General features: G+C 47.0%; 22 protein-coding genes. 5 read left to right on the top strand and 17 right to left on the bottom strand.

Annotated elements, in window-relative coordinates; translation table 11 throughout:
- The first annotated feature begins 88 nt into the window (after window positions 1-88).
- Entirely contained in the window at window positions 89-349 is a 261-nt protein-coding gene (locus tag B8880_RS05575) for a YfhL family 4Fe-4S dicluster ferredoxin (protein WP_084256637.1), read from the top strand.
- Between the two features lie 7 nt (window positions 350-356).
- Here B8880_RS05575 and B8880_RS05570 read toward each other — a convergent pair whose 3' ends face one another.
- Window positions 357-1544 carry a TrmH family RNA methyltransferase gene (locus tag B8880_RS05570; RefSeq protein WP_084256636.1) on the bottom strand — a complete coding sequence of 396 codons (1188 nt, stop codon included), beginning with the start codon at window positions 1542-1544 and terminating at the stop codon, window positions 357-359.
- A gap of 193 nt (window positions 1545-1737) precedes the next feature.
- On the opposite strand from B8880_RS05570, the gene pssA reads away from it, so the two are divergent.
- The 3 genes from pssA (at window position 1738) to B8880_RS05555 (ending at window position 6196) form a co-directional block, all read left to right on the top strand.
- Entirely contained in the window at window positions 1738-3105 is a 1368-nt protein-coding gene (gene pssA / locus B8880_RS05565; protein WP_084256635.1) for a CDP-diacylglycerol--serine O-phosphatidyltransferase, read from the top strand.
- Window positions 3106-3483: 378 nt separating this feature from the next.
- Window positions 3484-4908 carry a tryptophanase gene (tnaA, locus tag B8880_RS05560; RefSeq protein ID WP_084256634.1) on the top strand — a complete coding sequence of 475 codons (1425 nt, stop codon included), beginning with the start codon at window positions 3484-3486 and terminating at the stop codon, window positions 4906-4908.
- A gap of 76 nt (window positions 4909-4984) precedes the next feature.
- Window positions 4985-6196 (top strand): aromatic amino acid transport family protein, encoded by a 1212-nt coding sequence (locus B8880_RS05555; protein ID WP_084256633.1) that lies wholly within the window; start codon window positions 4985-4987, stop codon window positions 6194-6196.
- Between the two features lie 173 nt (window positions 6197-6369).
- On the opposite strand, the gene B8880_RS05550 is transcribed toward B8880_RS05555, so the two are convergent.
- The 7 genes from B8880_RS05550 to kduD all read right to left on the bottom strand — a co-directional run bounded on the left by B8880_RS05550 (window position 6370) and on the right by kduD (window position 14571).
- The gene (locus tag B8880_RS05550) at window positions 6370-7533 is read right to left on the bottom strand and encodes an oligogalacturonate lyase family protein (protein WP_084256632.1); all 1164 of its coding nucleotides are present in this window, start codon (window positions 7531-7533) and stop codon (window positions 6370-6372) included.
- A gap of 73 nt (window positions 7534-7606) precedes the next feature.
- The gene (locus B8880_RS05545) at window positions 7607-9343 is read right to left on the bottom strand and encodes a sodium:solute symporter family protein (protein WP_084256631.1); all 1737 of its coding nucleotides are present in this window, start codon (window positions 9341-9343) and stop codon (window positions 7607-7609) included.
- Between the two features lie 167 nt (window positions 9344-9510).
- The gene (locus B8880_RS05540) at window positions 9511-11745 is read right to left on the bottom strand and encodes a right-handed parallel beta-helix repeat-containing protein (RefSeq protein ID WP_084256630.1); all 2235 of its coding nucleotides are present in this window, start codon (window positions 11743-11745) and stop codon (window positions 9511-9513) included.
- Window positions 11746-11807: 62 nt separating this feature from the next.
- The gene (gene kdgK / locus B8880_RS05535) at window positions 11808-12731 is read right to left on the bottom strand and encodes a 2-dehydro-3-deoxygluconokinase (protein ID WP_084256629.1); all 924 of its coding nucleotides are present in this window, start codon (window positions 12729-12731) and stop codon (window positions 11808-11810) included.
- Between the two features lie 69 nt (window positions 12732-12800).
- Window positions 12801-13442, bottom strand: coding sequence for an RpiB/LacA/LacB family sugar-phosphate isomerase (locus tag B8880_RS05530; protein ID WP_084256628.1), 642 nt, complete (start codon window positions 13440-13442; stop codon window positions 12801-12803).
- A gap of 29 nt (window positions 13443-13471) precedes the next feature.
- Window positions 13472-13807, bottom strand: a complete 336-nt coding sequence (locus tag B8880_RS05525) for a cupin domain-containing protein (RefSeq protein ID WP_084256627.1) — start codon at window positions 13805-13807, stop codon at window positions 13472-13474.
- 8 nt (window positions 13808-13815) lie between these two features.
- On the bottom strand, window positions 13816-14571 hold the full coding sequence (gene kduD / locus B8880_RS05520) for a 2-dehydro-3-deoxy-D-gluconate 5-dehydrogenase KduD (RefSeq protein WP_260337772.1): 756 nt from the start codon (window positions 14569-14571) through the stop codon (window positions 13816-13818).
- A gap of 301 nt (window positions 14572-14872) precedes the next feature.
- On the opposite strand from kduD, the gene kdgR reads away from it, so the two are divergent.
- Window positions 14873-15682: a DNA-binding transcriptional regulator KdgR gene (gene kdgR / locus B8880_RS05515; protein ID WP_084256625.1), complete on the top strand. Its 810-nt coding sequence runs from the start codon at window positions 14873-14875 to the stop codon at window positions 15680-15682.
- A 512-nt stretch (window positions 15683-16194) separates the two neighbouring features.
- Here the strand turns inward: kdgR and B8880_RS05510 are convergent.
- The 9 genes from B8880_RS05510 to B8880_RS05470 form a co-directional block, all read right to left on the bottom strand.
- Window positions 16195-17196, bottom strand: coding sequence for a substrate-binding domain-containing protein (locus B8880_RS05510; protein WP_084256624.1), 1002 nt, complete (start codon window positions 17194-17196; stop codon window positions 16195-16197).
- Between the two features lie 28 nt (window positions 17197-17224).
- Window positions 17225-18157 (bottom strand): ribokinase, encoded by a 933-nt coding sequence (gene rbsK / locus B8880_RS05505; protein WP_084256623.1) that lies wholly within the window; start codon window positions 18155-18157, stop codon window positions 17225-17227.
- Window positions 18158-18229: 72 nt separating this feature from the next.
- Window positions 18230-19108, bottom strand: a complete 879-nt coding sequence (gene rbsB / locus B8880_RS05500; RefSeq protein ID WP_084256622.1) for a ribose ABC transporter substrate-binding protein RbsB — start codon at window positions 19106-19108, stop codon at window positions 18230-18232.
- A gap of 45 nt (window positions 19109-19153) precedes the next feature.
- The gene (gene rbsC / locus B8880_RS05495; protein ID WP_084256621.1) at window positions 19154-20134 is read right to left on the bottom strand and encodes a ribose ABC transporter permease; all 981 of its coding nucleotides are present in this window, start codon (window positions 20132-20134) and stop codon (window positions 19154-19156) included.
- A 14-nt stretch (window positions 20135-20148) separates the two neighbouring features.
- Window positions 20149-21648, bottom strand: coding sequence for a ribose ABC transporter ATP-binding protein RbsA (rbsA, locus tag B8880_RS05490; protein WP_084256620.1), 1500 nt, complete (start codon window positions 21646-21648; stop codon window positions 20149-20151).
- 10 nt (window positions 21649-21658) lie between these two features.
- On the bottom strand, window positions 21659-22078 hold the full coding sequence (rbsD, locus tag B8880_RS05485; protein WP_084256619.1) for a D-ribose pyranase: 420 nt from the start codon (window positions 22076-22078) through the stop codon (window positions 21659-21661).
- Window positions 22079-22245: 167 nt separating this feature from the next.
- Entirely contained in the window at window positions 22246-23409 is a 1164-nt protein-coding gene (gene add / locus B8880_RS05480) for an adenosine deaminase (protein ID WP_084256618.1), read from the bottom strand.
- Window positions 23410-23491: 82 nt separating this feature from the next.
- On the bottom strand, window positions 23492-24040 hold the full coding sequence (locus B8880_RS05475; protein WP_084256617.1) for an MltR family transcriptional regulator: 549 nt from the start codon (window positions 24038-24040) through the stop codon (window positions 23492-23494).
- Between the two features lie 24 nt (window positions 24041-24064).
- Window positions 24065-25216 (bottom strand): mannitol-1-phosphate 5-dehydrogenase, encoded by a 1152-nt coding sequence (locus B8880_RS05470; protein WP_084256616.1) that lies wholly within the window; start codon window positions 25214-25216, stop codon window positions 24065-24067.
- Between the last annotated feature and the right edge of the window lie 35 nt (window positions 25217-25251).

Genomic DNA, 25251 nt, shown 5'->3' with positions numbered 1-25251 from the left:
TAAACAATTTAGAATGAATGATTGTTGGTTTTTTCAACGACTTTGATTATAATCATGCGCTTTTTAATCCGACATCCGAGATAACATTATGGCCTTGCTGATTACCGAAAAATGCACCAACTGCGATATGTGCGAACCTGAATGCCCGAATCAGGCAATCAGCATGGGCGATGAGATCTATATTATCGATCCCGCCCTTTGCACCGAATGCGTGGGCCATTACGAAACGCCGACCTGCCAAAAAGTGTGTCCGATCAACAACTGCATTATCACCGATCCGCAGCATATCGAATCGGACGATACCCTATGGGAGCGCTTTGCGCTGCTGCATCATGCGGACAAACTTTAAACGCCGGCTAGCGAAAATACCAGCGTGACAGCAGAATGCCGCTGTTGACCGCCACATTCAAGCCGCTGTTGAGCGGATTTTCAAACGAAAGCACCACTTGTTGATCAATTAACGGACTGGCTTGCGCCGTCGGTGTTTCCTGCAACACAAACGCCACTTTATCCGCCAACGCCAGTTTATCCAGCGGTTGCGCCTGCTTATCGCCCGTAACCGCAATCAACTGATAACCCGCATTTTTCAAGGCTTGTAACGCAGCGTCAGTTCCGGCACTTTCCAAAGCATAAATATGCTCCATGCCGCCCTCCGCCACTCTGGCAGCCGCTGCGGAATACAGTTTCTCCGCACTTTCACAGACAATCCCCTTAACGCCGTAATAGGCGGCGGTGCGGATAATGCCGCCCACATTATAGGCATTATTAATCCCGTCAAGCAACAACACACAGTCTTGCAATTTGGCTGTTTTTAGATAAGCCTCCAGATTCATCGGCGTCGCTTTTTTCACCAACATACAAATGCCGCCGTGATGTTCGCTACCACTCACCAGTTCCAACTCGGCATTATCCACCACATGATAGGCTTTTTTGGCGCTCGCCAGATAACTGGTCAGTTTGCCGAGGCGATGACTGGTTTCAATATTCGTCCATAAACGCACAATACTCTCCGGACGTTGCTGAAACAGCGCCAAACAGGCGGCTTCACCATAAACTTTCATCTCTTCGTTACGATTTTTACGGATTTTTTCCGGCGCACGCGGCGATAAAGGTCCGGTTTTCTTCTCACCGGCGACGTCACCTTTAATCATCACTTTGACATTGCCGCTGCTGTTTTTACCGGCTTTGGTGGCACTCATTTCACGTTCGCCCCACACATAAGCCGGCGTGGCGTTATCACGCTTTTCCCGACTGTCACCGCCTCGCTCCCGATTCTGGCGCGGCGCTCTCGCTTTTTCACCGTCTTTATCATTAAATTTGCGACGATTATCCGTGCCGCGCTTGTCAAAAGTGCGGTTTTCCGGACTACGTTTATCAAAAGTGCGGTTTTCGGAAAAACGTTTTTCATTTCTGTCGCCGCGCCGATCATCGCGCTTGTCATCACCGCGCTTGTCACGCCCGCCGTCACGCGTGGTTTTGCCCGAAAAACGGCTGGCTGATTTAGGTTGTTGAAACGCAGGTTTACGACTGGATTTATCGTTCATGAAGATGCCTATAGGTTAATGGCCGAAATAGGATTTATATGTCGGAACATACAAACGTGATTTGGCTCGGATTATAGCAAATTTTTCGCCCGATTTAAGCAAACTTCTCTGCAAAGTTCTGTTCAAACCCAATTAAGGCAGGTAAACTAAATCACTTTTCGTACTTTTTAAATTTCGATATATTTTATCCCCTATGCTGAATACTAAATATCATCAGTCGCTGCATCAGCTACAATCGCTGCCATTTCTGCCGCAAACGGCGGAACACTTGGAATTTATCTATTCCAGCGCAGCTTACAAACAGCAACTTATCCAACTGATCCGAACAGCACAACGGCGTATCTACATTACCGCACTTTACTGGCAAAACGATGAAGCCGGTCAGGAAATCTTACATGAACTCTACCAAGCCAAGCTAAAACGCCCGACTCTGGATATTAAGGTATTTGTTGATTTTCACCGGGCACAGCGCGGATTGTTGGGTGCAGAAACCAGCCAAACCAATGCCGAATGGTATGCCGAACAACGGCAAAAATACGCGTTGGATCCTGAAAACGATATTGCCTTTTACGGCGTGCCGATTAATACCCGCGAACTATTCGGTGTATTACACATCAAAGGCTCGGTATTCGACGATACCATTCTCTACAGCGGTGCCAGTATTAATAACGTTTATCTGCACCAGCAAGATAAATACCGTTATGACCGCTACCAGAAAATTACCAACCCACCGCTAGCCGACAGCTTCGCCGCATTTTTAATCCGTCATTTTCTGGACGAAAGTGCGGTGCAGCGCCTCGATCAAGCGGTACGCCGCGATAAAACAATCCGTCCGGCTATCCGCCAATTGCGTAAAAAACTCAGTCAACACGCCAGTTATCAAATTGATAACGCGGTTAGCTTCGCACCGGATCAATTGTTGATTTCGCCCATCTTCGGGCTGGCAAACCACAATCCGTTAAACACGGTAATCGAAGCCTTATTCGGCGTAGTACAGCAAAAACTGACCATCTGCACGCCGTATTTTAATTTTCCGCGCAGCCTGCGTTTGCAGCTGGGACACCTGTTGAAAGAGGGCAAAAAAGTGGAAATCATCGTCGGCGACAAAACCGCCAACGACTTCTATTCTCCGCCGGACAAGCCGTTTACCATGTCGGCGGCACTGCCGTACCTGTATGAAATGAACTTGCGCAATTTTTGCAAAAAACACCGAAAAATGCTGACCAACGGGCAGCTTACGGTGCGTCTGTGGCAAGACGGTGAAAATTCCTATCATCTCAAGGGTGTGTGGGTTGACGACCACTATATTCTGCTGACCGGCAATAACCTGAATCCGAGAGCGTGGCGGCTTGATGCCGAAAATGGTTTGCTGATTCTCGATCCGCAGCAAAAATTGCAGCTGCAACTGCAAAAAGAGCTCAGCACCATTCGTCACAATACCAGCTTGATCCACCATTATCGGGCATTGGAAAAACTGCAAGACTATCCGGCGGAAGTAAAAAAATTGCTCAACCGTTTCCGACGGGTACAGGCGGATAAAATTGTCAAACTGATTCTCTGAGCGTTTATTAAAAACATTCCTGACTCGGGCGGATACTCTTTCCGCCCGCACTAAAAATATTTTGTGATCCCCCTCGCAAGCGCTATTTTTTTTGCGTGACAAAAATAAAATTTTATGAATACTGCATCTTGATTTCAGCTAATTTTCACACTCATCGGGGAAATTAAAATGAAGCAGCTAACCATCACCCTAAAAACGTGGTTTAACCAAGATCATAAACTCGCCTATCCATTTCCATAGCCTTAACAAGATCATGACGTTCGTCCGTAATAAAGCGACGTTTCTATTATTTTTGTCATAAAAATCTGATTATCCTACTGTTATTTGCCCACAGGCAAATACAGGTACTTTTTTATTTTTAATAATAAGGATCTTGTTATGAATCAATTTAAACATTTACCCGAACCGTTCCGTATCCGCGTGATTGAACCGGTCAAAACAACAACACGGGAATATCGTGAACAAGCCATTTTAGCCGCCGGTATGAACCCTTTTTTACTGGATAGCAAAGACGTCTTTATCGACTTGCTGACCGACAGCGGCACCGGCGCGATCACCCAAGAAATGCAAGCCGCCATGTTCCGCGGCGACGAAGCCTACAGCGGCAGCCGCAGTTTTCATGCGCTGTCCGACGCAGTCAAAACAATCTTCGGTTATCAATACACCATTCCGACTCACCAAGGTCGGGGGGCAGAACAGATCTATATTCCGGTGTTAATTAAAAAACGGTTACAGGAAAAAGGCGGGCAAAAAGAGAAAATGACCGCACTTTCCAATTATTTTTTTGATACCACCCAAGGCCATACCCAATTAAATCACTGCGTTGCAAAAAACGTATATAATCACAATGCGTTTAATACGGAAATTTATGATGATTTCAAAGGTAATTTTGATTTAGATAAATTAGAATCGGCAATTTTGGCAATCGGCGCGGAAAATATTCCGTATATTGTCAGCACCATCACCTGTAATTCGGCGGGCGGGCAACCGGTTTCGATTGCCAATTTAAAAGCGGTGTATGCCATTGCACAAAAATATGCGATTCCGGTGGTGATGGATTCCGCCCGATTTGCCGAAAACGCCTATTTTATTCAGCAACGGGAAGCCGGTTATGCCGATTGGACGATTGAAGAAATTACCTACGAATCATATAAATATGCCGATATTCTCGCCATGTCCGCCAAAAAAGACGCGATGGTGCCAATGGGCGGGCTACTTTGTTTCAAAGATGATTCGATGTTAGACGTTTACACCGAATGCCGCACCTTGTGCGTGGTGCAAGAAGGCTTCCCGACTTACGGCGGTTTGGAGGGCGGTGCGATGGAGCGGCTGGCGGTCGGGCTGTTCGACGGCATGCGGCAAGAGTGGTTGGCATACCGGATTCAACAAGTGCAATATTTGGTCGACGGACTGGAAGCAATCGGGATCCATTGCCAACAGGCGGGCGGACACGCGGCTTTCGTCGATGCGGGCAAATTGTTACCGCATATTCCGGCGGAACAATTTCCGGCACATGCCCTCGCCTGCGAACTATATAAAGTCGCCGGTATCCGTGCCGTTGAAATCGGTTCATTATTATTGGGACGAGATCCGCAAACCGGCAAACAGCACCCTTGTCCCGCCGAATTATTGCGTTTGACCATTCCTCGTGCGACTTATACCCAAACCCATATGGATTTTATCATCGAGGCATTCGCCAAAGTCAAAGAGAATATTCATGCCATCAAAGGATTGGATTTCGTTTACGAACCCAAAGTATTACGGCATTTCACCGCACGTCTGAAAGAGGTGGATAACTCTTGACGATAATCTGTTCAAAGTGCGGTATGCCGATAAAATCACAGTGCCGCACTTATTACTTTACTCACGGAGCCTTGATATGAAAAAACAACCGTCTTTAATCGGGGGAGCCTGTATCATTGCCAGCGTATGCGTCGGTGCCGGCATGTTGGGATTGCCCAGTGCCGGCGCCGGCGCTTGGACAATTTGGTCACTGTTCGCCATTACCCTCACCATGGCGGTGATGACCCTATCCGGCTGGCTATTGTTGGAAGCCTTCCAGCACTACGATATCCGCGTTTCTTTCGATAGCGTCACCAGCCATTTGTTAGGTGAAAAAATCAATTTTATCAATAACCTCGCCGTCTATTTCGTCGGCTGTATCTTGCTTTACGCCTACACCACCTCTTCCGGCTTAATCATCAGCCAGCTTTTGCACATTAATTCAAAGATAGCCGCGATATTGTTTATCCTGATCTTTTCCGCTATCGTCTGGTACTCCACCAAAGCCGTCAGCCGTATTTCGGTGATCTTGATTGCGTTTATGCTGCTCAGTTTTATTTTCAGCATTTCAGGTATGTCAATGCAGATTAAGCCTGCCGTTTTATTCGATTCGCTCAATCCCACCGGCGAATATACCCTGTATATCATGGCATTACTGCCCGTTGCGCTGACTTCTTTCGGCTATCACCATTCCGTCGCTTCGATGAGAATCTATTACGGCGAAGAGAAAAAAGCACAGCAAGCCATTCTCGGCGGCACTGCGATTGCGCTGTTTTTTTATGCCGTCTGGCTAATCAGCATTTTTGGCAACTTGCCGCGTGAGCAGTTTCTTCCGGTCATCGCCCAAGGCGGCAATATCGATGTGCTGCTCGCGGCACTCGGTTCGGTGATTGACTCCAAACAGGTTTCCCACGCAGTCAACGCTTTTTCAATGGCGGCGATTCTGTCTTCTTTTATCGGTGTCGGGCTTGGGTTATTTGATTTTTTAGCCGATTTTTTCAAATTCGACGACAGCAAAAAAGGCCGCAGCAAAACTTGGAGCGTCACCTTTCTTCCGCCGTTGGTGATGTCGATACTATTCCCGTTCGGCTTTGTTGCCGTTATCGGTTATGCCGGCGCCGTGGCGACCATTTGGGCGTGTATTATCCCGGCTTTACTTGCCCGTGCGGCTCGCAAACGCTACCCTGACCAATCGATTTTTAACGTCATCGGCGGCAACATCACTGTCTATCTTGTGATTGTCTTTGGCGTGCTGGTCGCCCTCTTCCATATCTTGGCAATGTTAGGTAAATTGCCTGTATTTAGCTGATGATCTGGATAATCCGACTGTAAGTGGGATTATCCAAATTCAGACTGCTGACAAAGTTTTAGATATTTAACTAGCACTTTGCTCTAATAGAGAAAGGCTTAGTCATCGGTAAACAAGAGGTCACCGAAAGTACCCATTTAAAATGAAATGAGGCATACCCAAGCTTGACGAAATTAGCGATAATGAGCCGGTATATTTGCCAAATAGATCGCCGGTACGCCTTCAAAATCACTGCCGAACAGCACTTGGCTGTCATCCGGTGAAAAAGAGGGGTGAGGGTGAGTGATTTGGCGATCACCGTCCAGAACTTTCCAAGAGGTGCTATGTTTGGCTAATTTGAAGATGCGTTTTTGCGCAATATTGAACACATATAAAAACGGATCATTTTCAATGTTATAACTATCGCCATCGTCGACATCAACCGGCGAATCGCAGCCGTCACCAACCATTAAACTACCGTCAAAATTGCTCATCAGATGTGAACAAGGCGGCATCACCATCAAACGGGCATTGTCCAACGTCACCGGATCGGCAGTGTAGATAACCCGTTCGGTTTGCCCTTTAAAATAAGAGACATACGCCATCTTGGCGCCATTCGGCAGCCAAAATTCGTGGGTGCAAGATTCGCCCGGTAGATGGTGTTTTACTTTTCTCAGATTGCTGCCGTCTTCATTAATCAACCACATCCGAGCATCAACTAAATCGTGCGGTCCTTCATGACAAAAACCAATGGTATTATCATCAAAAGGGCGGTAAGTCGGATGTCCGAGCCAGGCGTTTTCTTGATGAATAACTGTAACTTCGCCACTTAAAATATCAACACGGATTAAACGACAAGTGGGCTGGGTATGGTAAAATGCTTTAAATTTCTCCCAATCGGTCAACGGTTGCCAACAGGATTTTAGAATTTCAATTCCGACCAGCTTAGTGCAGTCAGAGTTAGCTACCCAAGTTCCGTAGCCTTTCCAGTGATCATCGACAGTATAAATCACCGTTTCTTGTAAGGTTTGCAGATTCACGCAACATAAGTCAGTGTCATTTTTAACATAAAAAAATGATTTGTCGTCATTTGCAATAAAGCCACCAAAGGTATTGTCGCCTTTGCCTTCGGTGAGCTGTGTAGCGATTTGACTGTGTAGATCGAGTAAATAATAGTTTCGGTTGCTGTCAAAATCGCCAGCAAACAGTAATTTACTGCCGTCTTGGGTAAAACATTTCTGATAAAAATAATTACGATGGCAGGCAACCTCTTTCGGGGTGATACGAGTAATTTTTACCCCGGTATCTGAATCAAGAAATGATTCGAATTGAAATTGGATTTGTTGTCCTTTAGCCATAATATTTTCTCCTAAAGTGCGGTATGCGCGTGGCGTTCGGACATACCGCAAGTCAATGCTATTGATTTTTTTACTATTTTGCTTCTGCACTACGTTTTAGTAGATAGCCAATAGTAAAGATGGTGAGGGCACAGCAAAGATAAAGCAGTCTTCCCCATAATGGATTTGGAATCAAAATCATCAGGCTCAGTCCGGCAGACATATAGATAACCAGTGTGCCTAATTTTTTGCGCTGCATCCGGTCAACCATATCTTGTCCGTCTTCGGCAACACATTCGGTCTCAACATCGTTGAAAAAAGCAGCAGTTGTCACTTTATATGGATCATTTTCTGCTTTATAAAATAAGGTGGTCAAGCAGAAGAAGCCCGCGGTAAAGAACAAGTGTGCCGCAATAGTAATGATAATTTTCAGTTCAGAAATTTCACGCCCGGTTAAGTTTTCAACCCCAAACCAGCCGGCAACCCATTGTGGCGTGAATACTTTCACCACCGACCAAGAGACCAGCATTCCCACTGCTACAGTTGCCCAAGGCGCCCATTTTGGTGTTTTACGAATGATGATCCCCAAGAATAACGGTACTAAAATAGGTGATTGCAATAAAGTGGCGACCTGCATCATCAGGTCAAACAGACTGAGATGTTTTAATGAGTTGAAGAACTGCGCCATTAAAATAACCAAAACACCGTTGACAATACATACCAGTTGACCGGCACGCAACAGCTCTTTGTCGTCGGCTTGTCCTTTACGGATAATCGGGGCATAGAAACTGCGGACAAAGATACCGGAATTACGGTTTAAGGCAGAATCCATCGAGGACATGGTAGCCGCAAATAATCCCGCCATCAACAACCCGACAGTCCCCAACGGCATCGCGTTGCGGGCAAACACCAAGTAAACAGCGTCAGCGGCTTTGTTGCCTAACTGCGGATATTCTGCGGCAGCATTTGGGTAGATAATAGCGGAAACCCAAGGTGGAATAAACCAAATAAATGTGCCAAACAGCATTAATATCAAGGCGAGAATTGCAGCTTTACTGGCATTTTTAGAGTCTTTGGCGTTTAAGAAGCGGTAAGATTCCTGCATATTGTTGATACTTTGTAGCTGCTTAACCACAAAAAACAGGAAAGTACAGACAATCAACAGAGGGTAATTCATATCCGGTCCCATCACAAAACTGCCCGGAAACTCGCGTACGATTTCACCCGGACCGCCGATCATCACTAACGCTACAACCGCACAAGCGATCGAAATTACTGCCACTACCAACATTTGGATAAAGTCTGATGCGACTACGCCCCAAGCCCCACTTAACAGTGACACCAACAGCACCACAGCGCCGGTAACATAAATGGTGGTGATAATATCAGAGTTAAACACTGCGGAAGCAAACACGCCTAATCCGTTTAGCCAAACCCCTGCGTTAATCACGCTGAGCGGAATAATCACCCAAGTGAAAAATTGTTCATTTACCGACCCAAAGCGACGTCCGACGGCTTCTGTCGGCGTATCTACCCGCATTTGCCTGAAGCGACGGGCAAACCAAAAATAAGCAAAAACATAGGCGACCATGTTCCCGACGAAAACGGCGATAACCGACATACCGTCTGTGAATGCTTTCCCGGCAGCGCCGGTAAAGGTCCAAGCAGAAAATTGGGTCATAAACGCAGTACCACCAACCATCCACCACAGCATTTTGCCGCCACCACGGAAGTAGTCACTGGTGCTACTGCTGGCCATTTTTTTGAAAATTAGACTGATAGCAGCAATTAAAATGAAATAACCGACTATAACGATAGTATCAATACCCATACTCACCTCGAAACATTGTTTTGATTTTTTAGAATCATACAACATAAAAATGAAAAATAATGTGACATCAATCAAAATTGTGTTTTATTTTTATAAAAATAAATGTTCATAATGATTTTTTTGTGGAAAAAAGGCTGAAAAATAGATTAATCAGCCCTTGGTCAAATTCAATCTGTCAGTAATACTTGAATAGCTTTAGCCTCTTTCAAGCCGGGAACTGCCTGCGCATAATCAATTTTGGATAGTGATTGGAGTTCAGGTAAATACCGCACTTTTGCATTTTCTGCTGTAGACGCCAGAAAAAAATTGTTATTAATCAGCTGGCTACCATTCACAACATCGGGATATTGGCTTGGTTGGTAAAAACGGAACGATTGGTTATGGATAAATATGCCTTGTAATGACGCCTTTTCATAAGGACTTTTGCGGAACAAGTAGTTAAACCGTCGATTATCAATTGCCAGATTATTTTCCAGCACTAAGGTTCCGGGATTAAAATTATCGGTAAATCCATCCATGTTATTGCGAAAAGCCAAGCTGTTTTTAACGATATGGGCAACAGGAATCCCTTCGCCACCCAACTTAAAACCATTACCGATAGAGGCGCTTTTACTTTGAACCTGTAAGGTTTGCCCGTTCATAAAAGCAATGGAATCTAAAATGGTTACAACACCATTCGGACCATCTTCGACTTTATTGAACAGATCCCAACCGTCATCAATATTATGGTGTGAAATACAACGAATAAATATATTACCGTCTCCAATCCGCATTTTAGCGGCAAAACCATCGGCGTTGATTTGTGATTTGTCCATGTTGTTAAAACTAATGCTGTCTTTCACAATATTATGGCTTGCCCATAAAGCACGTCCGACGCCTTCCGGCGAAGTAATTTGAAATCCGGTATCCGGTGCACTATGAGTGGTGATATTACGAAATTCGTTATGGCTGCCCTGCACAATTAAGCTGGCACCTGCAACTTCAATATCTTCCACATGCCAAAAACTGGCTTGATGAAGTAGTTCACCGACAAACCGCACTTTTGCGCTTTGTCCTTTCAGCGTTTTGTGAGCTTGCGCAGTGCCACTGCTTTGATTCGGCAAAATTAAGGCAGGGTAGTCTCCGCTTTGTAAAAAAATAGTTCCGCCCGGCGGAAGCCATTGAACTGCAGAAGCCAGATCCAATGGTTTTTCAAGCGTACCGTTGCCTTGTGAAGTGCCGTCAATGGTGACGTATAGGTTCATCGGATCAACTAAAAAAACCGGGGGTTTGCTGACTGTAATCGTCTTCTCCAGTGCTTCTTTTTCTCCCAGGGGAAGCTCAGGGACAAACCGCACTTTGATTTCGGAGGACAACGTGGTGATATTTAACGCATGACTAAAAAAATCACCGGCTTTCACTGCTCTATTGCTGACCGCAGTTTGGTTATCCTGCCACAAGCTGAAATGTCCATCATAATTTGCTCGGGCTTGAAAAATATAGTTTTCACCGATTGTAATCATCGAAGAGGCCTGTGTCAGTAAAACCGGGAGCGGCTGAACAAAAAAAGGAGTTGGTGTTAAATCTGATCCTGGGCTGATTTGCAGTGCGGCATCTTGAACCGACATTTTGGCATTGCGAGAAGCAAAGAAGCCGACATACTGTTTTTCCGGATTTTGCTGGGCAAGAATGCTTGGTGTTAATTTTTCTAACGTGATTTGCTGTTTGGTTTCACCCTGCTGATAGCTGAAAATAAACTGTTGATCGGTTTTTTCCAAGGTTAGATGGAATGGAGAATCGCCTAAAAAATCAATACCTTCAACATAATCTTGGCGATATATACGATTTCCAGCCGTTCCCCACGGATCTTGTATGCCTTCTCGATAAGTCGCATTAATATTGATTTTTCCATCAGCATCTCGGCTATGTGAACGGATTAAATTCATCACCATATTAGAGGCTGCGGGAAACTCTTCGTAACCGATTGGTTGTGGTACTTCCCGTACTTTGCCTAAAATATCGCGTACCATGATCCCAGCTCCTTCTTGCCGATTAGGATTAGCGCCGGTTTCCGGTCCGAGTTGTTCAAGGGTGATATTGGCCGAAAGCGTGAAATTGGTGCTTACCGGCAGTTCAGTGTAGTAAAAGGTTACCCCTTCGTGAGAATTAGCGAGTTTTCCGCCACGGCTTTCAATCGTAAAATTGGGTGCTAGCGGACCGGGAGACACCGGCGTAGTATTGACCAAGGTTTCATTGGTTCCCACTTTTTCCGGCAGAATTGTCGAACCGAAATTTAAATCGGTGGATTGCCCAAAAGTGATGCTCTGCCAAATGAGAGGTGCTGGCTCCGATGTTTTGCTCCATGTACTAAATGAAAACATTAAAACGATAGCGAGCAGAATAAGATGAATTATTTTCTTCATGTCTTTTTCCTTCTATGTTCCCCTTTATCGTTACAGCTATGGTTGAGGCTATTATATAGTGGCTATAGCTGCGGCATGTGCTCCCTAGCAATAATCGCACCTCGGTGTTGAATCACTGTGCCAGCGAGTCGGTGGCCGGCAGCAATAGCTTCAGGGATGCTGGCGTTGTTAAGTCGAGCGGCGAGATAGGCTGCGCTGAAAGAGTCGCCCGCGGCGGTGGTGTCGATGACGTTGTCAATTTTTTCCGGTGCCAGTTCATGGTGTGTTTGCGGGGTGACAACGATACAGCTGTCAGCGCCACGTTTGATCACAACTTCTTGCACTCCAAGTGCCAAAGTGCGGTTAATCGCTTGTGTTTCGCTCTGGTCACCATACAATTGCACTTCGTCGTCAAAGGTCAGAAAAGCCATCTCGGTTAAGGATAAAATCGCGCGGTAGGCTTGTTGCGCTTTGACGCTGTTTTCCCACAATGCAGGACGATAATTGTTGTCAAAGGCGATGTGGCAACCGCACTTGTTGCAGGCACTCAGAACGGTAAGCAGTTTTTGCAGACAGTCGTCCGACAGGATCGCCAAACTGATACCGCTTAAATAAATCCATTGGTAAACGCTTAATTTTTTAATTAATTGATCTTCAGTGATATGGCGCAGCCAGTAACGGGCAGCAGAGTCATTGCGCCAATAGTGAAAGCTGCGCTCTCCGTCATCACGGGTTTCAATAGCATATAAGCCGGGCAGTTTCTCCGATAATTCAAAGACTAAGCTGGTATTAATTCCTTCCGCTGACCATGCTGCCAGCATATTTTGGCTGAATCCGTCGCCACCCAAGCCGGTGACATAAGCGGTTTGGTTTCCGCTGTGCTGGGTTAATCTTGAGAAGTAAAGTGCGGTATTCAACGTGTCCCCGCCGAACCCTTGCCGATAGTGTTGACCGCACTTTTGCATTTCAATCATACATTCGCCGATCACTGCAAGATTATTTTTCATTGGTTTGTTTCCATTTGCAAAGGTAACAAAAAAGCCAACGAATCAGGCAGATAGTTGGCTTTTGAGAGGCTATCGGCTCAAAATATCGCGCACAAAGGCTTCGATTTCTTTGTCTTGTCCGTATTCAAACAAGCATTGTTGAAAACGCTCACCACTGACCGCGGTTTTGATCAACGCTGGATCGATCGCGCGCAAGCCGTCTAAATAATGCGTTTTTAGAACTGCCGCTTTGACTTGATTCAAGATACCGGCATTTCTGACTTGTGGTTCTTTACGCTCGAGTGGATAGCCTTCTCCTTTTACGCCGGTAAAGGCTTTTTCAAACATATAACGCACGTTCAATTCAGCACCCCAACCAAAACCTTTGGCAAAAGCCAACGCCAAGGCGTTGCCGTTATTGATTTGAGCAAACAAAAAAGCATCGGTCGGATCAAGGCAGTAACCACAAACTACGCCCGGATGCAGATTGAGTGACATCATCGCACCTTGCCCTGTGCCACAGCCGGTCACCACGAAATCGACGGCTTTTGAGTTCAACAAAATGCTAGCCATAATGCCAAGGTGAATGTAGGTCAGATGGTGGTCGTTCTCATCACTCATACCGACGTTGAACACCGGATAGCCCTTTTCGTCGGCAACCGCTTTCAATTCTTTCAGAATAATTGGGTTTTTAGCTGCTTGACTGTTTTCCATCATTAATGCAATTTTCATACGATTATTTCCTGTGGTTGAAACCTTATTTAAATAAAATCTTTTCTCATCGGCGTAAAATTATCCAACAGTACACCGGCTTGCAGGCAACGGCAGCCGTGTATAATATTCGGCTGTTTGTACAGCACATCACCGGCTTTTACCGTCTGGGTTTTATCACCGATGGTAAATTCAAATTCACCGGACAAAACATAGGTCAGTTGCTCGTGCGGATGGTTGTGCATAGCACCAATGGCGCCCTGTTCGAAATGCACTTCCACCGCCATCATATTTTCGCTGTAAGCCAGAATTTTACGTTTTACGCCGTTGCCTAAATCTTCTAATCTCAGCTCTTGAGCATGGATAAAATTGATGTCGTTTGACATATTAACTCCTATCTTGCCAACCACCCACCATCAACGGCAATGGTGTAGCCATTGATATAATCTGCGGCGGAAGAGGCTAAAAATACACAAGGACCGGCAACATCGCTTGGGGTTCCCCAGCGCCCTGCTGGAATGCGATCCAAAATTTCTTTGCTGCGCTCGCCATCACTTCTTAAGGCGGCGGTATTATCGGTTGCCATATAGCCCGGAGCAATGGCATTGACATTGATATGATGTTTCGCCCATTCATTCGCCATGGCACGAGTGATCCCCATGACTGCACTTTTCGAGGCAGTATAAGACGGCACACGGATTCCGCCTTGGAAAGAGAGCATTGAGGCGATATTAATGATTTTACCGCCGTGCCCTTGGGAGATAAATTGCTTGGCAACGGCTTGTGATAGGAAAAACACGGTTTTCAAATTAATATTGATCACCTCATCCCAATTTTGTTCGCTGAAATCAATTGCATCTTCACGACGGATAATCCCTGCATTGTTGACTAATATGTCAATTCTACCAAACGCTGCGACAGCTTTCTCGACAATCGACGGTATACTGCCCTGTTGCATCAAGTTGGCTTCTATATTGACAAATTGACGACCAACGGCTTCGATCTTTTGTCGGGTTTCGTTTGGTTCACTCAAATTGACCCCGACAATATGACAGCCGGCTTGTGCCAAACCCAATGCCATGCCTTGCCCTAAGCCGGTATTGCAGCCAGTGACCAAGGCGACTTTCCCTTCTAAACTGAATGAATACATAACCATGCTGTTATCTCCTTTTGTGCTATATTTTGAATGTGGCTCTCTGAGAGTCGGATTGAAATCTCTCTGTTGTGGCTACTATACAAAAAATAAATTCAATATGCAATTTTTTTAAAAGAGCGTTTTATATTTTTATTTTTATTGTTTTGAATCCAAGTTGGTAAGGATTGCGATAGAGAAAAAGAGCGATATTTGTTTTTTATGAAAAGCAATTTTAAAAAAAATGGTTTTTTCTCAATTTTCTTTCTATAATCCTACAGCAGGTTTCTGCATAACCTATATGACGCAAGAGGAATTTATGGAAAAAAATACACAACCCGATTCAGTTTCTTCGGTGTTAAAAGTTTTCGGCATTTTAGAGGCATTGGCGGAACAAAAAGAGATCGGAATCACCGATCTGGCACAGCGCTTGATGATGTCAAAAAGCACCACCTACCGCTTTTTACAAACCATGAAAACATTGGGCTTTGTTTCACAGCAAGGGGAGAGCGATAAATATGGGTTGACCTTAAAACTGTTTGAATTGGGCGCCAAATCGTTGGAGTATGAGGATCTCATCGGCTTGGCGGACAAAGAGATGCGGGTTATTTCGGAACAAACCAACGAAGCCCTACATCTGGGCGCATTGGACGGCACGGAAATTGTCTATCTGCACAAAATTGATTCCAGTTACAACTTGCGCATGCAGTCGCGTATCGGACGACGCAATCCGCTTTACAGCACGGCGATCGGCAAAGTGTTATTATCAGATTACAGTGATGAAGAGGTGCAAAAGGTATTACAGCCGGTTGAGTTTGTCAAACACACTGCTAAAACATTGGAAAACGTCGAGCAGTTACAACAGGTTCTGCTGCAAGTTCGAGCACAACATTATGCGGAAGACAATGAAGAGCAGGAACCGGGACTGCGTTGTATTGCAGCACCGATCTATAACCGTTTTGGACGCATTATCGCCGGATTATCCATCTCTCTGCCGACGATCCGTTTTGACGAGACGAAACTTCAGCACTTGGTCGGACTGTTACAACGAGCAGGAAAAAATATTTCCGAACAATTGGGATTTCATGACTATCCGTCAATTGCTGAGGCAAGTGACAATCGCAACTGATCAACATCAATAATCAGTGAATCAGAAAAGCACTCAAGTGCGGTCAGACGGCGATAATAGATACGACACTATACTACTTTGGAATATTGCTGTTTTGATTTTGAAACAACGGGTATTGATGATGAACACAACAGCCTGCTCAAACTGATCTGCACCCTAAAAGTTGGACTCCAAAACCAATTGATTAAGGTGCAGATCAAAATGCGGTATTCAAGCTACTGACAAAATCATAAACTTTTCAGTCGTTTGCTATGCTCTATCCGCATTCCCTATTCAATTCGAACTTGGGATGGCTACGTACCTACCAAAAGACACTTTGTACGTAAAACTGGCTCAGTGCAATTATTTAAAATTTTGAACGGATTTTTGACATCGTGTTTCAAACAACAGAAAAAAGATTAGTCGGCTCTAACACGGAGTCACCGACAGTACCCATTTAAAAGCCAATGCTTTTAGCGGCAATAGCACAAAACATCAAGGAAATCGCCCTTTGGTTACAGCGTATTTTAAGATTATTTTTGCTCAACCGACTCCCGCCACACCAAGTGCGGTTCGAGGGTTAAAGTCCGGTATCCCAAGTCGGGATTTTTAATCCGTTGCAGCAACATTTCCACCGCCTGTTTTGCCAGATTATTTTTTGACTGGTGAATGGTGGTCAGCGGTGGCGACAGATATTGCGCCAGTTCGATATTGTCATAACCGATAATCGAAATATCTTTGCCGACGGCTAAACCGGCACGCCATGCGGCTTGATACGCACCAATTGCGATGGTATCGGAGCTGGCAAAGACCGCACTTGGGCGCAGATTCAGTTGCAGCAGTTGTTGCATGCTCTCAATCCCCCCCTCGACATCAAAATGGCTTTCGATAATCCATTCATCACGCAACGCAATCCCTGCCTCTGAAAGTGCGGTTTGATAGCCTTTCAGCCGGTTCGATGCCAACGATTTTTTAAAACTGCCGGTGATGATCGCAATCTCGCGGTGTCCGGCATCAATCAGCGTTTTTGTCGCCAAATAGCCGCCATATTCCGAATTTTCATGCACTTTATCCGCATTCAGTGCAGTCGGCCACCAGTCGAGCATGACCATCGGCAAATGCAGCCGTTGGCTGATGTCATCGTTCAGTTGCCAATGGGATTCGGCGCACATCAAAAGCAAACCGTCCACCTGTTTACGAATCAGGGTTTCCAGATTAGCCTGTAAGCGTTGGCTGTCGCCGTCGGTGTAGGACAAAATCAAATTGTAGTGGTGTCGGTTACAATAACGTTCGACACTACGCAGCACTTCGGCAAAAAACGGATTGGAACTGGCGGTGACCAACATTCCTATCGTATTAGTTTCCTTGACTTTTAAACTGCGCGCCAACGCGGAAGGCGTGTAATTCAGCTCACGCACCACACCCATCACTTTGTCGCGAATTTCATCGCTGACAAAACGCGAATTATTGATCACATGCGACACCGTTGAGGTCGAAACCTGCGCCAAACGGGCAATATCTTTCATCGTTGCCATAATTTTTTATCCCTTACCGACTCGCCGTTTATTGTTGTTTTGACAGAAAATCGTCCGTTTCTTGTCGGGTCGGAATAGACGGCTGCGCGCCGCTGCGTGTCACCGAAATCGCTGCCGCCGCATGAGCAAATACAATCGCCTGTGCCAGCGGTTTCTGCTCTAAAAGTGCGGTCAGCAATGCACCGTTAAAGGTGTCGCCTGCAGCAGTGGTGTCTACCGCCTGTACGCGAAAACCGGCAATAATCCCGTTAAAACCGCCTTTTTCACTGACAAACACGCCTTTGGAGCCCAAAGTAATCAACACCGTAGCAATGCCTTTTTGATGAAACACATTCGCCGCTTGCCGTGCGGAGTCTTGATCCGTCACCTTAATGCCGGTCAGAATCTCGGCTTCGGTTTCGTTCGGCGTGATCATATCCAATTGCGCCAACAGTTCATCGGGCAACGCCTGTGCCGGCGCCGGATTTAGAATAACTTGGGTTCCGTTAGCTTTGGCAATGCGTGCCGCCGCCAAAATTCCCGGAAGCGGAGTTTCCAACTGCATCAGCAGCGCTTCTGCGGCAGCAATCGTTTCGGCGAAGCGGGCAACCAGTGTTTCACTCAAATGCGCATTGGCACCGGCGGCAATCACAATACTGTTTTCGCCGCTTTGCGCCACTTGAATCATCGCGATCCCACTCATTTCGCCGTGAATTGTGGTAATGGTATCGGTATTGATCCCGTCTTGGGCAAAGGCTTTTTTCATCGCCTGCCCGATATCATCATCGCCGATACAGGCGATAAAATCGGTCGGCGTGCCCAAACGTGCCGCCGCCACTGCCTGATTGGCGCCTTTACCGCCGTAAGCGATATGATAACCATTGCCTGCCAAGGTTTCGCCCGGTTTGACAAAGTGCGGTACGGCGAGGACATGATCGGCGTTAATGCTGCCCAGCACCACCAGTTTTTTTGTTTGTGTCATAAACTACCTGCTTTACATCAGTTTATTTTTACATCAAATCGGGCGGAAATATCCGCCCGATTTTAGCTAACATTATTTTGTCACCACTTTCAACGGCACCGGAATCATCACTTCGACCGGTTCGCCTTTCAACACACGATCCGCCGTTGCCACGCCCAATTCGCCGATTTTTTCCGGCTGTTGCGCAATGGTCGCGCCCAATTTACCCGCTTCTACCGCGCGCACCGCATCGTCTGTGCCGTCAAAGCCGACGACTAACACGTCTTTTTTCGCCGCTTGCAACGCACGCAATGCGCCCAATGCCATTTCGTCGTTTTGCGCAAATACCGCTTGCACCGCACTTTGGCTTGCCAACAGGTTTTCCATCACGTTCAAGCCTTTGGTGCGGTCAAAATCTGCCGGTTGGCTTGCCAATAAGGCAAAGCCGTTTGCTTCGACCGCTTGCGCGAAACCTTCGCCGCGCTCACGCGCTGCCGAAGTACCGGCAATCCCTTCCAGTTGGATCACTTTCGCTTCTTTGCCTAATTTTTCCGCAATGAAATCCCCTGCCAATCTGCCGCCGGCAACGTTATCCGATGCGATATGGCTGACCACTTCGCCTTTGGCAGCACCACGGTCTAAGGTAATGACCGGCACGCCTTGTTTATTGGCACGCAGCACCGCATTCGCCACCGCTTCGGAATCGGTCGGGTTAATCAGCAACACTTTTGCGCCACGCACTAACAAATCTTCCACATTCGCCAATTCTTTCGCCGGATCATTTTGCGAATCCAGCACCACCAGATTGTAGCCCAGTCGGTCCGCCTCTTTTTGCGCGCCGTCTTTTAAGGTCACGAAAAAGGGATTGTCTAAGGTCGACACCGCCAACGCCAATGTTTCTTTCGCCAGCACTGAACCGCTGACCACCAAACTCATGATTAATGCCGATGCTACTGTGGTTAATTTTTTCATAATGTGTCCTCTTTTATTCCGGTTAGGAGTTAATTAAATCAGGTTTTACGACTTAACACTTTTGTTACCCAAGTAGTTATCTGCCAAGACTGCAATCAGAATAACCACCGCTTTTGCTATCATCTGATAGTAAGATGAAATATCCAAAATATTCAATGCGTTATTTAAGAAACCGATAATCAGCGCACCGATTAAGGTTCCCATCACGCGCCCTTTACCGCCCATTAAACTGGTGCCGCCGACAACCACTGCGGCAATCGCATCCAATTCATAGCTGACGCCGGCGGTCGGTTGCGCAGAGGACAAGCGTGACGTCACAATCAAGCCAGCCAACGCCGACAACAAACCGCTGGCGGCGAACACGAACAGTTTGATTTTGGTGACGTTAATCCCAGACAATTTGGTCGCCGCTTCATTGCCGCCTAACGCGTAGATGTAGCGTCCGATTCGGGTGTGTTGCAGAATGTACCACGCCAGCGCAAACACCAATGCCATAATCCAAATCGGTACCGGAATGCCGAACAGATAACCGGTACCAATCCAACTGAATTGATCGGCGCTGTCGGAAAAACCAGTACTGACCGGGCGACCGTCGGTGTAAACCATGGTGACACCGCGCAACAGGGTCATGGTCACTAACGTGGCGATAAACGCCTGCACTTTGCCTTTGGCGACAATCAAACCGCTTACGCCGCCGAGCAACATACCGGCAATCAGCACCACCGGCACCACGATAAAAATCGAGATGTCCAAGCCGACCATGGTGGCGGCAAACGCACCGGTCAACGCCAGCACCGAGCCGACCGACAAATCGATGCCGGCAATCAGAATCACAAAAGTCATGCCGACCGCGATAATCGCATTCACCGAGGTCTGGCGCAAAATATTCAGAATGTTATCCACGCTGAAAAAATTCGGATTCAGCAGCGAAACGATAAACACCAATACCAGTAGGGCAATAATCGAACGCTGCTCGATTAAAAATCCTTTTAGATTAAAACCGCTCTTTTTTGTTACACTTGTCATCTTTCTTTCCTAAATCAGTTATATCCGTTTTTACCGATTGCAGCCGCCAACAACTGCTCTTGTGTGGCTTGATTGCGCATAAACTCACCGCTGATGGCGCCCTCGTGCATCACTAAAATCCGATCGCTCATGCCCAATACTTCCGGCATTTCCGACGACACCAAAATAATACTCAAGCCCTCGTCTTTGAATTTATTGATCAATTGGTAGATCTCTTTTTTCGCACCGACATCCACGCCGCGGGTCGGTTCGTCTAAAATCAGCACTTGCGGTCGGGTCATCAGGCCTTTGGCAATTGCCACTTTCTGCTGATTACCGCCGGACAGCAACCCGACTTGTTGTTCACGGCTCGGCGTTTTGATGTTGAACAGCAAAATAAAATCGTCGACCGCGAGCTGTTCCGCACTTTTTTTAACGTGTCCGTATTGAGAAAAATGCTGAAGTGCGGTCAGGGTCATATTTTCTTTCACCGACATACCGAGCACCAAGCCGTCGCCTTTACGATCTTCGGAAATATACACAATGCCGTTTTGCAAACCGTCTTGCTCGCTGCGATTATCAATCGGCTTGCCGTTTAAGCGCACTTCGCCCGCGCTTTTCGGCAATGCGCCGTAAATCACTTTCATCAGCTCGCTACGGCCTGCGCCCATCAAACCGGAAATGCCTAAAATTTCCCCTTCGCGCAGCTCGAAACTGACGTTATGCACGCCGCTGCCCGACAGGTTTTCCACCGTCAAACGGATCGCACCGCCGGCTTTTTCCAAATGCGGGTAATACTCGTCCAAACGGCGGCCGACCATCATTTCGATTAACCGATCTTCGTTCAAATCCGCCACCGCACTTTCAGCGATAAATTCGCCGTCGCGCAACACGGTCACATCATCGCAAATCTCGAAAATTTCTTTGATCCGATGTGAAATATAGACAATACCGCGCCCTTCGGCAGTTAATTCCTTGATAATATTGAATAACGATTCGGTTTCGGTATCGGTCAAGGCATCGGTCGGCTCGTCCATGATAATCACGCGCGATTCAAAACTGAGCGCTTTGGCAATTTCCACCATTTGCAGCTCGCCGATCGACAATTCGCCTGCCAAGGTGCGGCTGCTGTGTTTCACGCCCAGTTTCGCCAGCAATTGATCCGCTTCGCGGTACATCGTCGCCCAGTCAATACCGCCGAAACGGTTGAGGAACTCGCGTCCCAAGAAAATATTTTCCGCAATCGTCAGATTGTTAATCAGATTCAATTCTTGATGGATAATGCTGATTCCCGCTTCTTGCGACTCTTTCGGACCATTGAATGTCACTGCATTGCCAAGATATTCAATCGTTCCTTGATCTTTGCTGTAGATACCGGTCAAGACTTTCATCAGTGTCGATTTGCCGGCGCCGTTTTCGCCCATCAACGCCATCACCCGTCCGGCATAGACATTCAGGCAGGCATTGTTCAGCGCTTTCACGCCGGGGAACGATTTGTCAATGCCCTGTATGCGTAATAAGGTTTCCGCTTGCATTCTGTTCCCCTTAAAACGGCACGCCGGAATAGAGAATCACATTGGCGTAAGGCGTGCATTCTCCCGTGCGCACAATGCCGCTTGATTGACGGCTCAACACTTTAAACTCTTCGTGGCCGACATAATCCAGCGCAATCCGGTTGCCTTGCTGCTGTTCCAGTTGTTGCAGTTGTTGCAATAACGCCTGATGAACCTCTGGGTTTTTAGTTTTTATCTCTTCCGCCAATACCGCACTTTCCACAAACATCTCTTGCGTCACCACCGCTACCGTTTGCAAAAAGTGCGGTACGCCGGCAGTCAGGGCTAAATCGACCCGCTCCGTTTCCAGCGGAATCGGCAAACCGGCATCGCACACCGTTAAACTGTCGGTATGCCCGAGCTGAGCTACCAAATGCGATAGCTGCGCATTTAAAAGTGCGGTTTTCTTCATCTTGTATCCTTAATTTTCTTTTCTGTATTTTTCATCGAAACGTTTCGATGAAATTTAAAAACATTCTAGAGAAGAAAATCTGAAAACAAAACCGGATTTATTGCAGAATGTGAGCTGGATCGGATTTTACATTGCAGGGCGGTTAAAATACCGCCCTGATGAGAAGATTATTGACGATAAGCCAAACGCTGCTGCAACCGCACTTTTAATGCCGGATTCGGGCAAATGTCGGCTAGATCCGCCAGTTGCCGCCAATCTTCAGCGCTGAACTGTTGATAAACTTGCTTGATCAAGCGCGCTTTGACCGCACTTTCCACAAAAGCGCATTCCAACGCACACAGCGTGATCTCCAACAATTCCGCACGACAAAAACCGAATTGCTCGGCGGCGATACGGTACTCTTTGCCGATGTCTGTGCCGAATAAACCGGCGTCATCGGTGTTGATACAGATCCGCACGCCGCTGTCGTACAGTTTGCGCAACGGGTGATTGCGCAGCGAAGATTGGAGCTCAGGCACTAAAATCCGGTTGCTGCTGGGGGAAATTTCCAGCGTGATCTGTTGCTCGATCAACTGCCGGATTAACTCAGGATCGTCAATCGAAGCAATGCCGTGCCCGATGCGCACCGCACCGCACTTGACGGCTTGCCGCACACTGTCCGCAGCACAGATCTCGCCGGCATGATAGGATTTCGGCAGCGGAATATCGGCAACCAACTGATGCAATTCGGCAAAATCGGCAAATTTGCCGGCTTTTTCGTTGCCGGCGATATTAAATCCGGTCACTGAGGCGCGCGGATTTTGCGCAATAAATTCAGCGCTTGCCAACATATCGCGGTACGGCAGATGGCGCACACCGCAAGCGTGCAAACGGGTTTCGGTGCCATACTCCGACCGCACTTCGTCAATCGCTTTTTCAATACCTTGCATCAGCGCGTGATAGCGTGGCGCCGACCACTGCGTGTCGCCGTTGCCGTCAACGCTGGTACACATGTGGTAAGCCGACGTGATCAGTTCGCAGTAGAGCAAGCCTTGTGCGGCGTTGCGGCTGAGGTAATCTTTGGTGACGAGATAATAATCCTCTTGGTCACGCACCAAATCCGCCACGATATCGTAGGTTTTGACAAATTCGCGAAAATCCGATTCATCATAGCGATAGCGCCCGTTGGGAAAATCCTGTGCGTCGTATTCGCCTGCGCGATATAAAAAATCCGGCGGCAACTGCACTTGGTATTTTTCCGCCAGTTGCAACGCCAAGTGCGGTGCGACCGAGCCTTCGATATGTTCGTGCAGCACGGCTTTAGGGAAGGGGTGGTTAAAAAGTGCGGTCATAAAAAATCCTCAACTAAAAATTTGAGGCTGATTGTAGTGGTTACGGGTGAAAAAGCAAGCTATCGTTCGGATCGCATATCCATCACAACGGGCTTTCGATATGCAACTGTTCGCAAATTGTGTTGACCGACAGCAACAGACACGAGCGCAAAATCTTTTCACTGCGCAGGGTTTTGACTTGCAATAGCAAGGAGTCTTTGTTGTCTTGCACGCCCGTAGCCGCGGTTTGCAAATCATTCTCGATTTTTTGCAAAATGGTTTTATCCGCCACCGAATGCAACTGCCGTAAAAATTCGAGGGTGAGGGTTGATGAAAGCGCATACTCCTTGCTTTCGTTATTCAACCGCACTTTTAATGCCAAATAGTGTTCAATGTCATGATATGTCTCCGTTGCCAGCACGCCCAAACCGAGCAGGACTTTAAGCCGCACGCTTAAGTCCGCCAGCGGGCCAGTGCTGCCGAGCAGCGAGTCGACTACGGATTTGACCGCAAAATCCGTTTTGCGGAAAACCCGTTGCATCAGCTGTTCCACGTCGTGATCAAAAATATTGACCGCAGCGGTGATCAAACCGCGCAAACCGAGAATATCGTTCAACTGCTCGTAAACAGACTGCTCTTGAGACGGAGACATAGTGTTAAATAATCAATCCTTGATTTAGCTTAATTGTTGGTAGTTGGCGACGATCGCGTCCACCACCGCACTTTCACCCAAGCCGGTATAGTGGCGGATCGCCTGAAGGACGCCATTATCCGCAATATACGCTTGCAATTCAACTGCCTGCGGATCACTTTCATTGCGGTAACACAACGCCGCCGCCACCGCTTTGGCTAAGGTGGCGTTCGGCAAGCCGTATTCAAGCGTGCCGTTCAGCGGTTTGACCAGACGATCGTTCGGGCTGAGTTTACGAATCGGTTCGCGCCCGACCCTGTCCACATCGTCCGGCAGATACGGATTGGCAAAGCGTTTCAGGATTTTTTCGATGTAAGCAAAATGTTTTTCCTGCTCGAAGGCGTAGCGTTTAATCAGCACCGCCCCGCTTTCCTGCATAACCGAGCGCACTTGCTGTTTAATCGCGTCATCTTCAATCGCTTCACGGATCAAGTGATAGCCTTTCAGCTTGCCTAGGTACGCCGTCACCGCATGGCCGGTATTTAAGGTGAACAGTTTACGCTCGACAAACGCCATTAAGTTATCGGTCAATTCCATACCGGCAATTTGTGGAATTTCGCCTTTGAATTGGGTTTGATCGACAATCCATTCGCTGAATTCTTCTACCGTCACCAGCAATGGATTGTCGGCATTCGGCACCACCGGCGGCACGATACGATCCACAGCCGAATCGACAAAACCGACATATTGCTCAAGTGCGGTGTGATATTGTGGGTCGAGATGTTCCAGCACTTTCTGTTTTAAAAATGACGTGCCGCGCACCATATTTTCACAGGCGATGATATTCAGGTAATGTTGATTACCGCCGGCAAAACGGATTTCCAACGCTTTGGCAAGCGTGCTAGAGATAATCGTCAACACGTTCGGCCCGACCGCCGTTGTCACCAAATCCACTTGGTTGAATTTTTCGATAATCTGTTCACTGTTTTTTGAGTTGATGCCGTCAACCGGCACGACTTTTTCGATTTTACTCGCCTGTTCGCTGACGATTTTCACGTCATAGGCTTGTTGTTGGTTCAATAAATCGATCACCGTGTCGTTGACATCGGCAAAGGTGACATGAATGCCGGAATCCGACAACAATTTTCCGATAAAACCGCGCCCGATATTACCGGCGCCAAAATGTAATGCTTTCATAGTATCTCTTCTCCAAATAAGCCAAAGAATTAGAG

This window comes from Pasteurella testudinis DSM 23072 (assembly GCF_900176075.1).
Taxonomy (GTDB): Bacteria; Pseudomonadota; Gammaproteobacteria; order Enterobacterales; family Pasteurellaceae; genus Chelonobacter; species Chelonobacter testudinis.
Note: the sequence above shows the minus strand (reverse complement) of the source record. Positions and strands in the feature narration are given on the sequence as shown.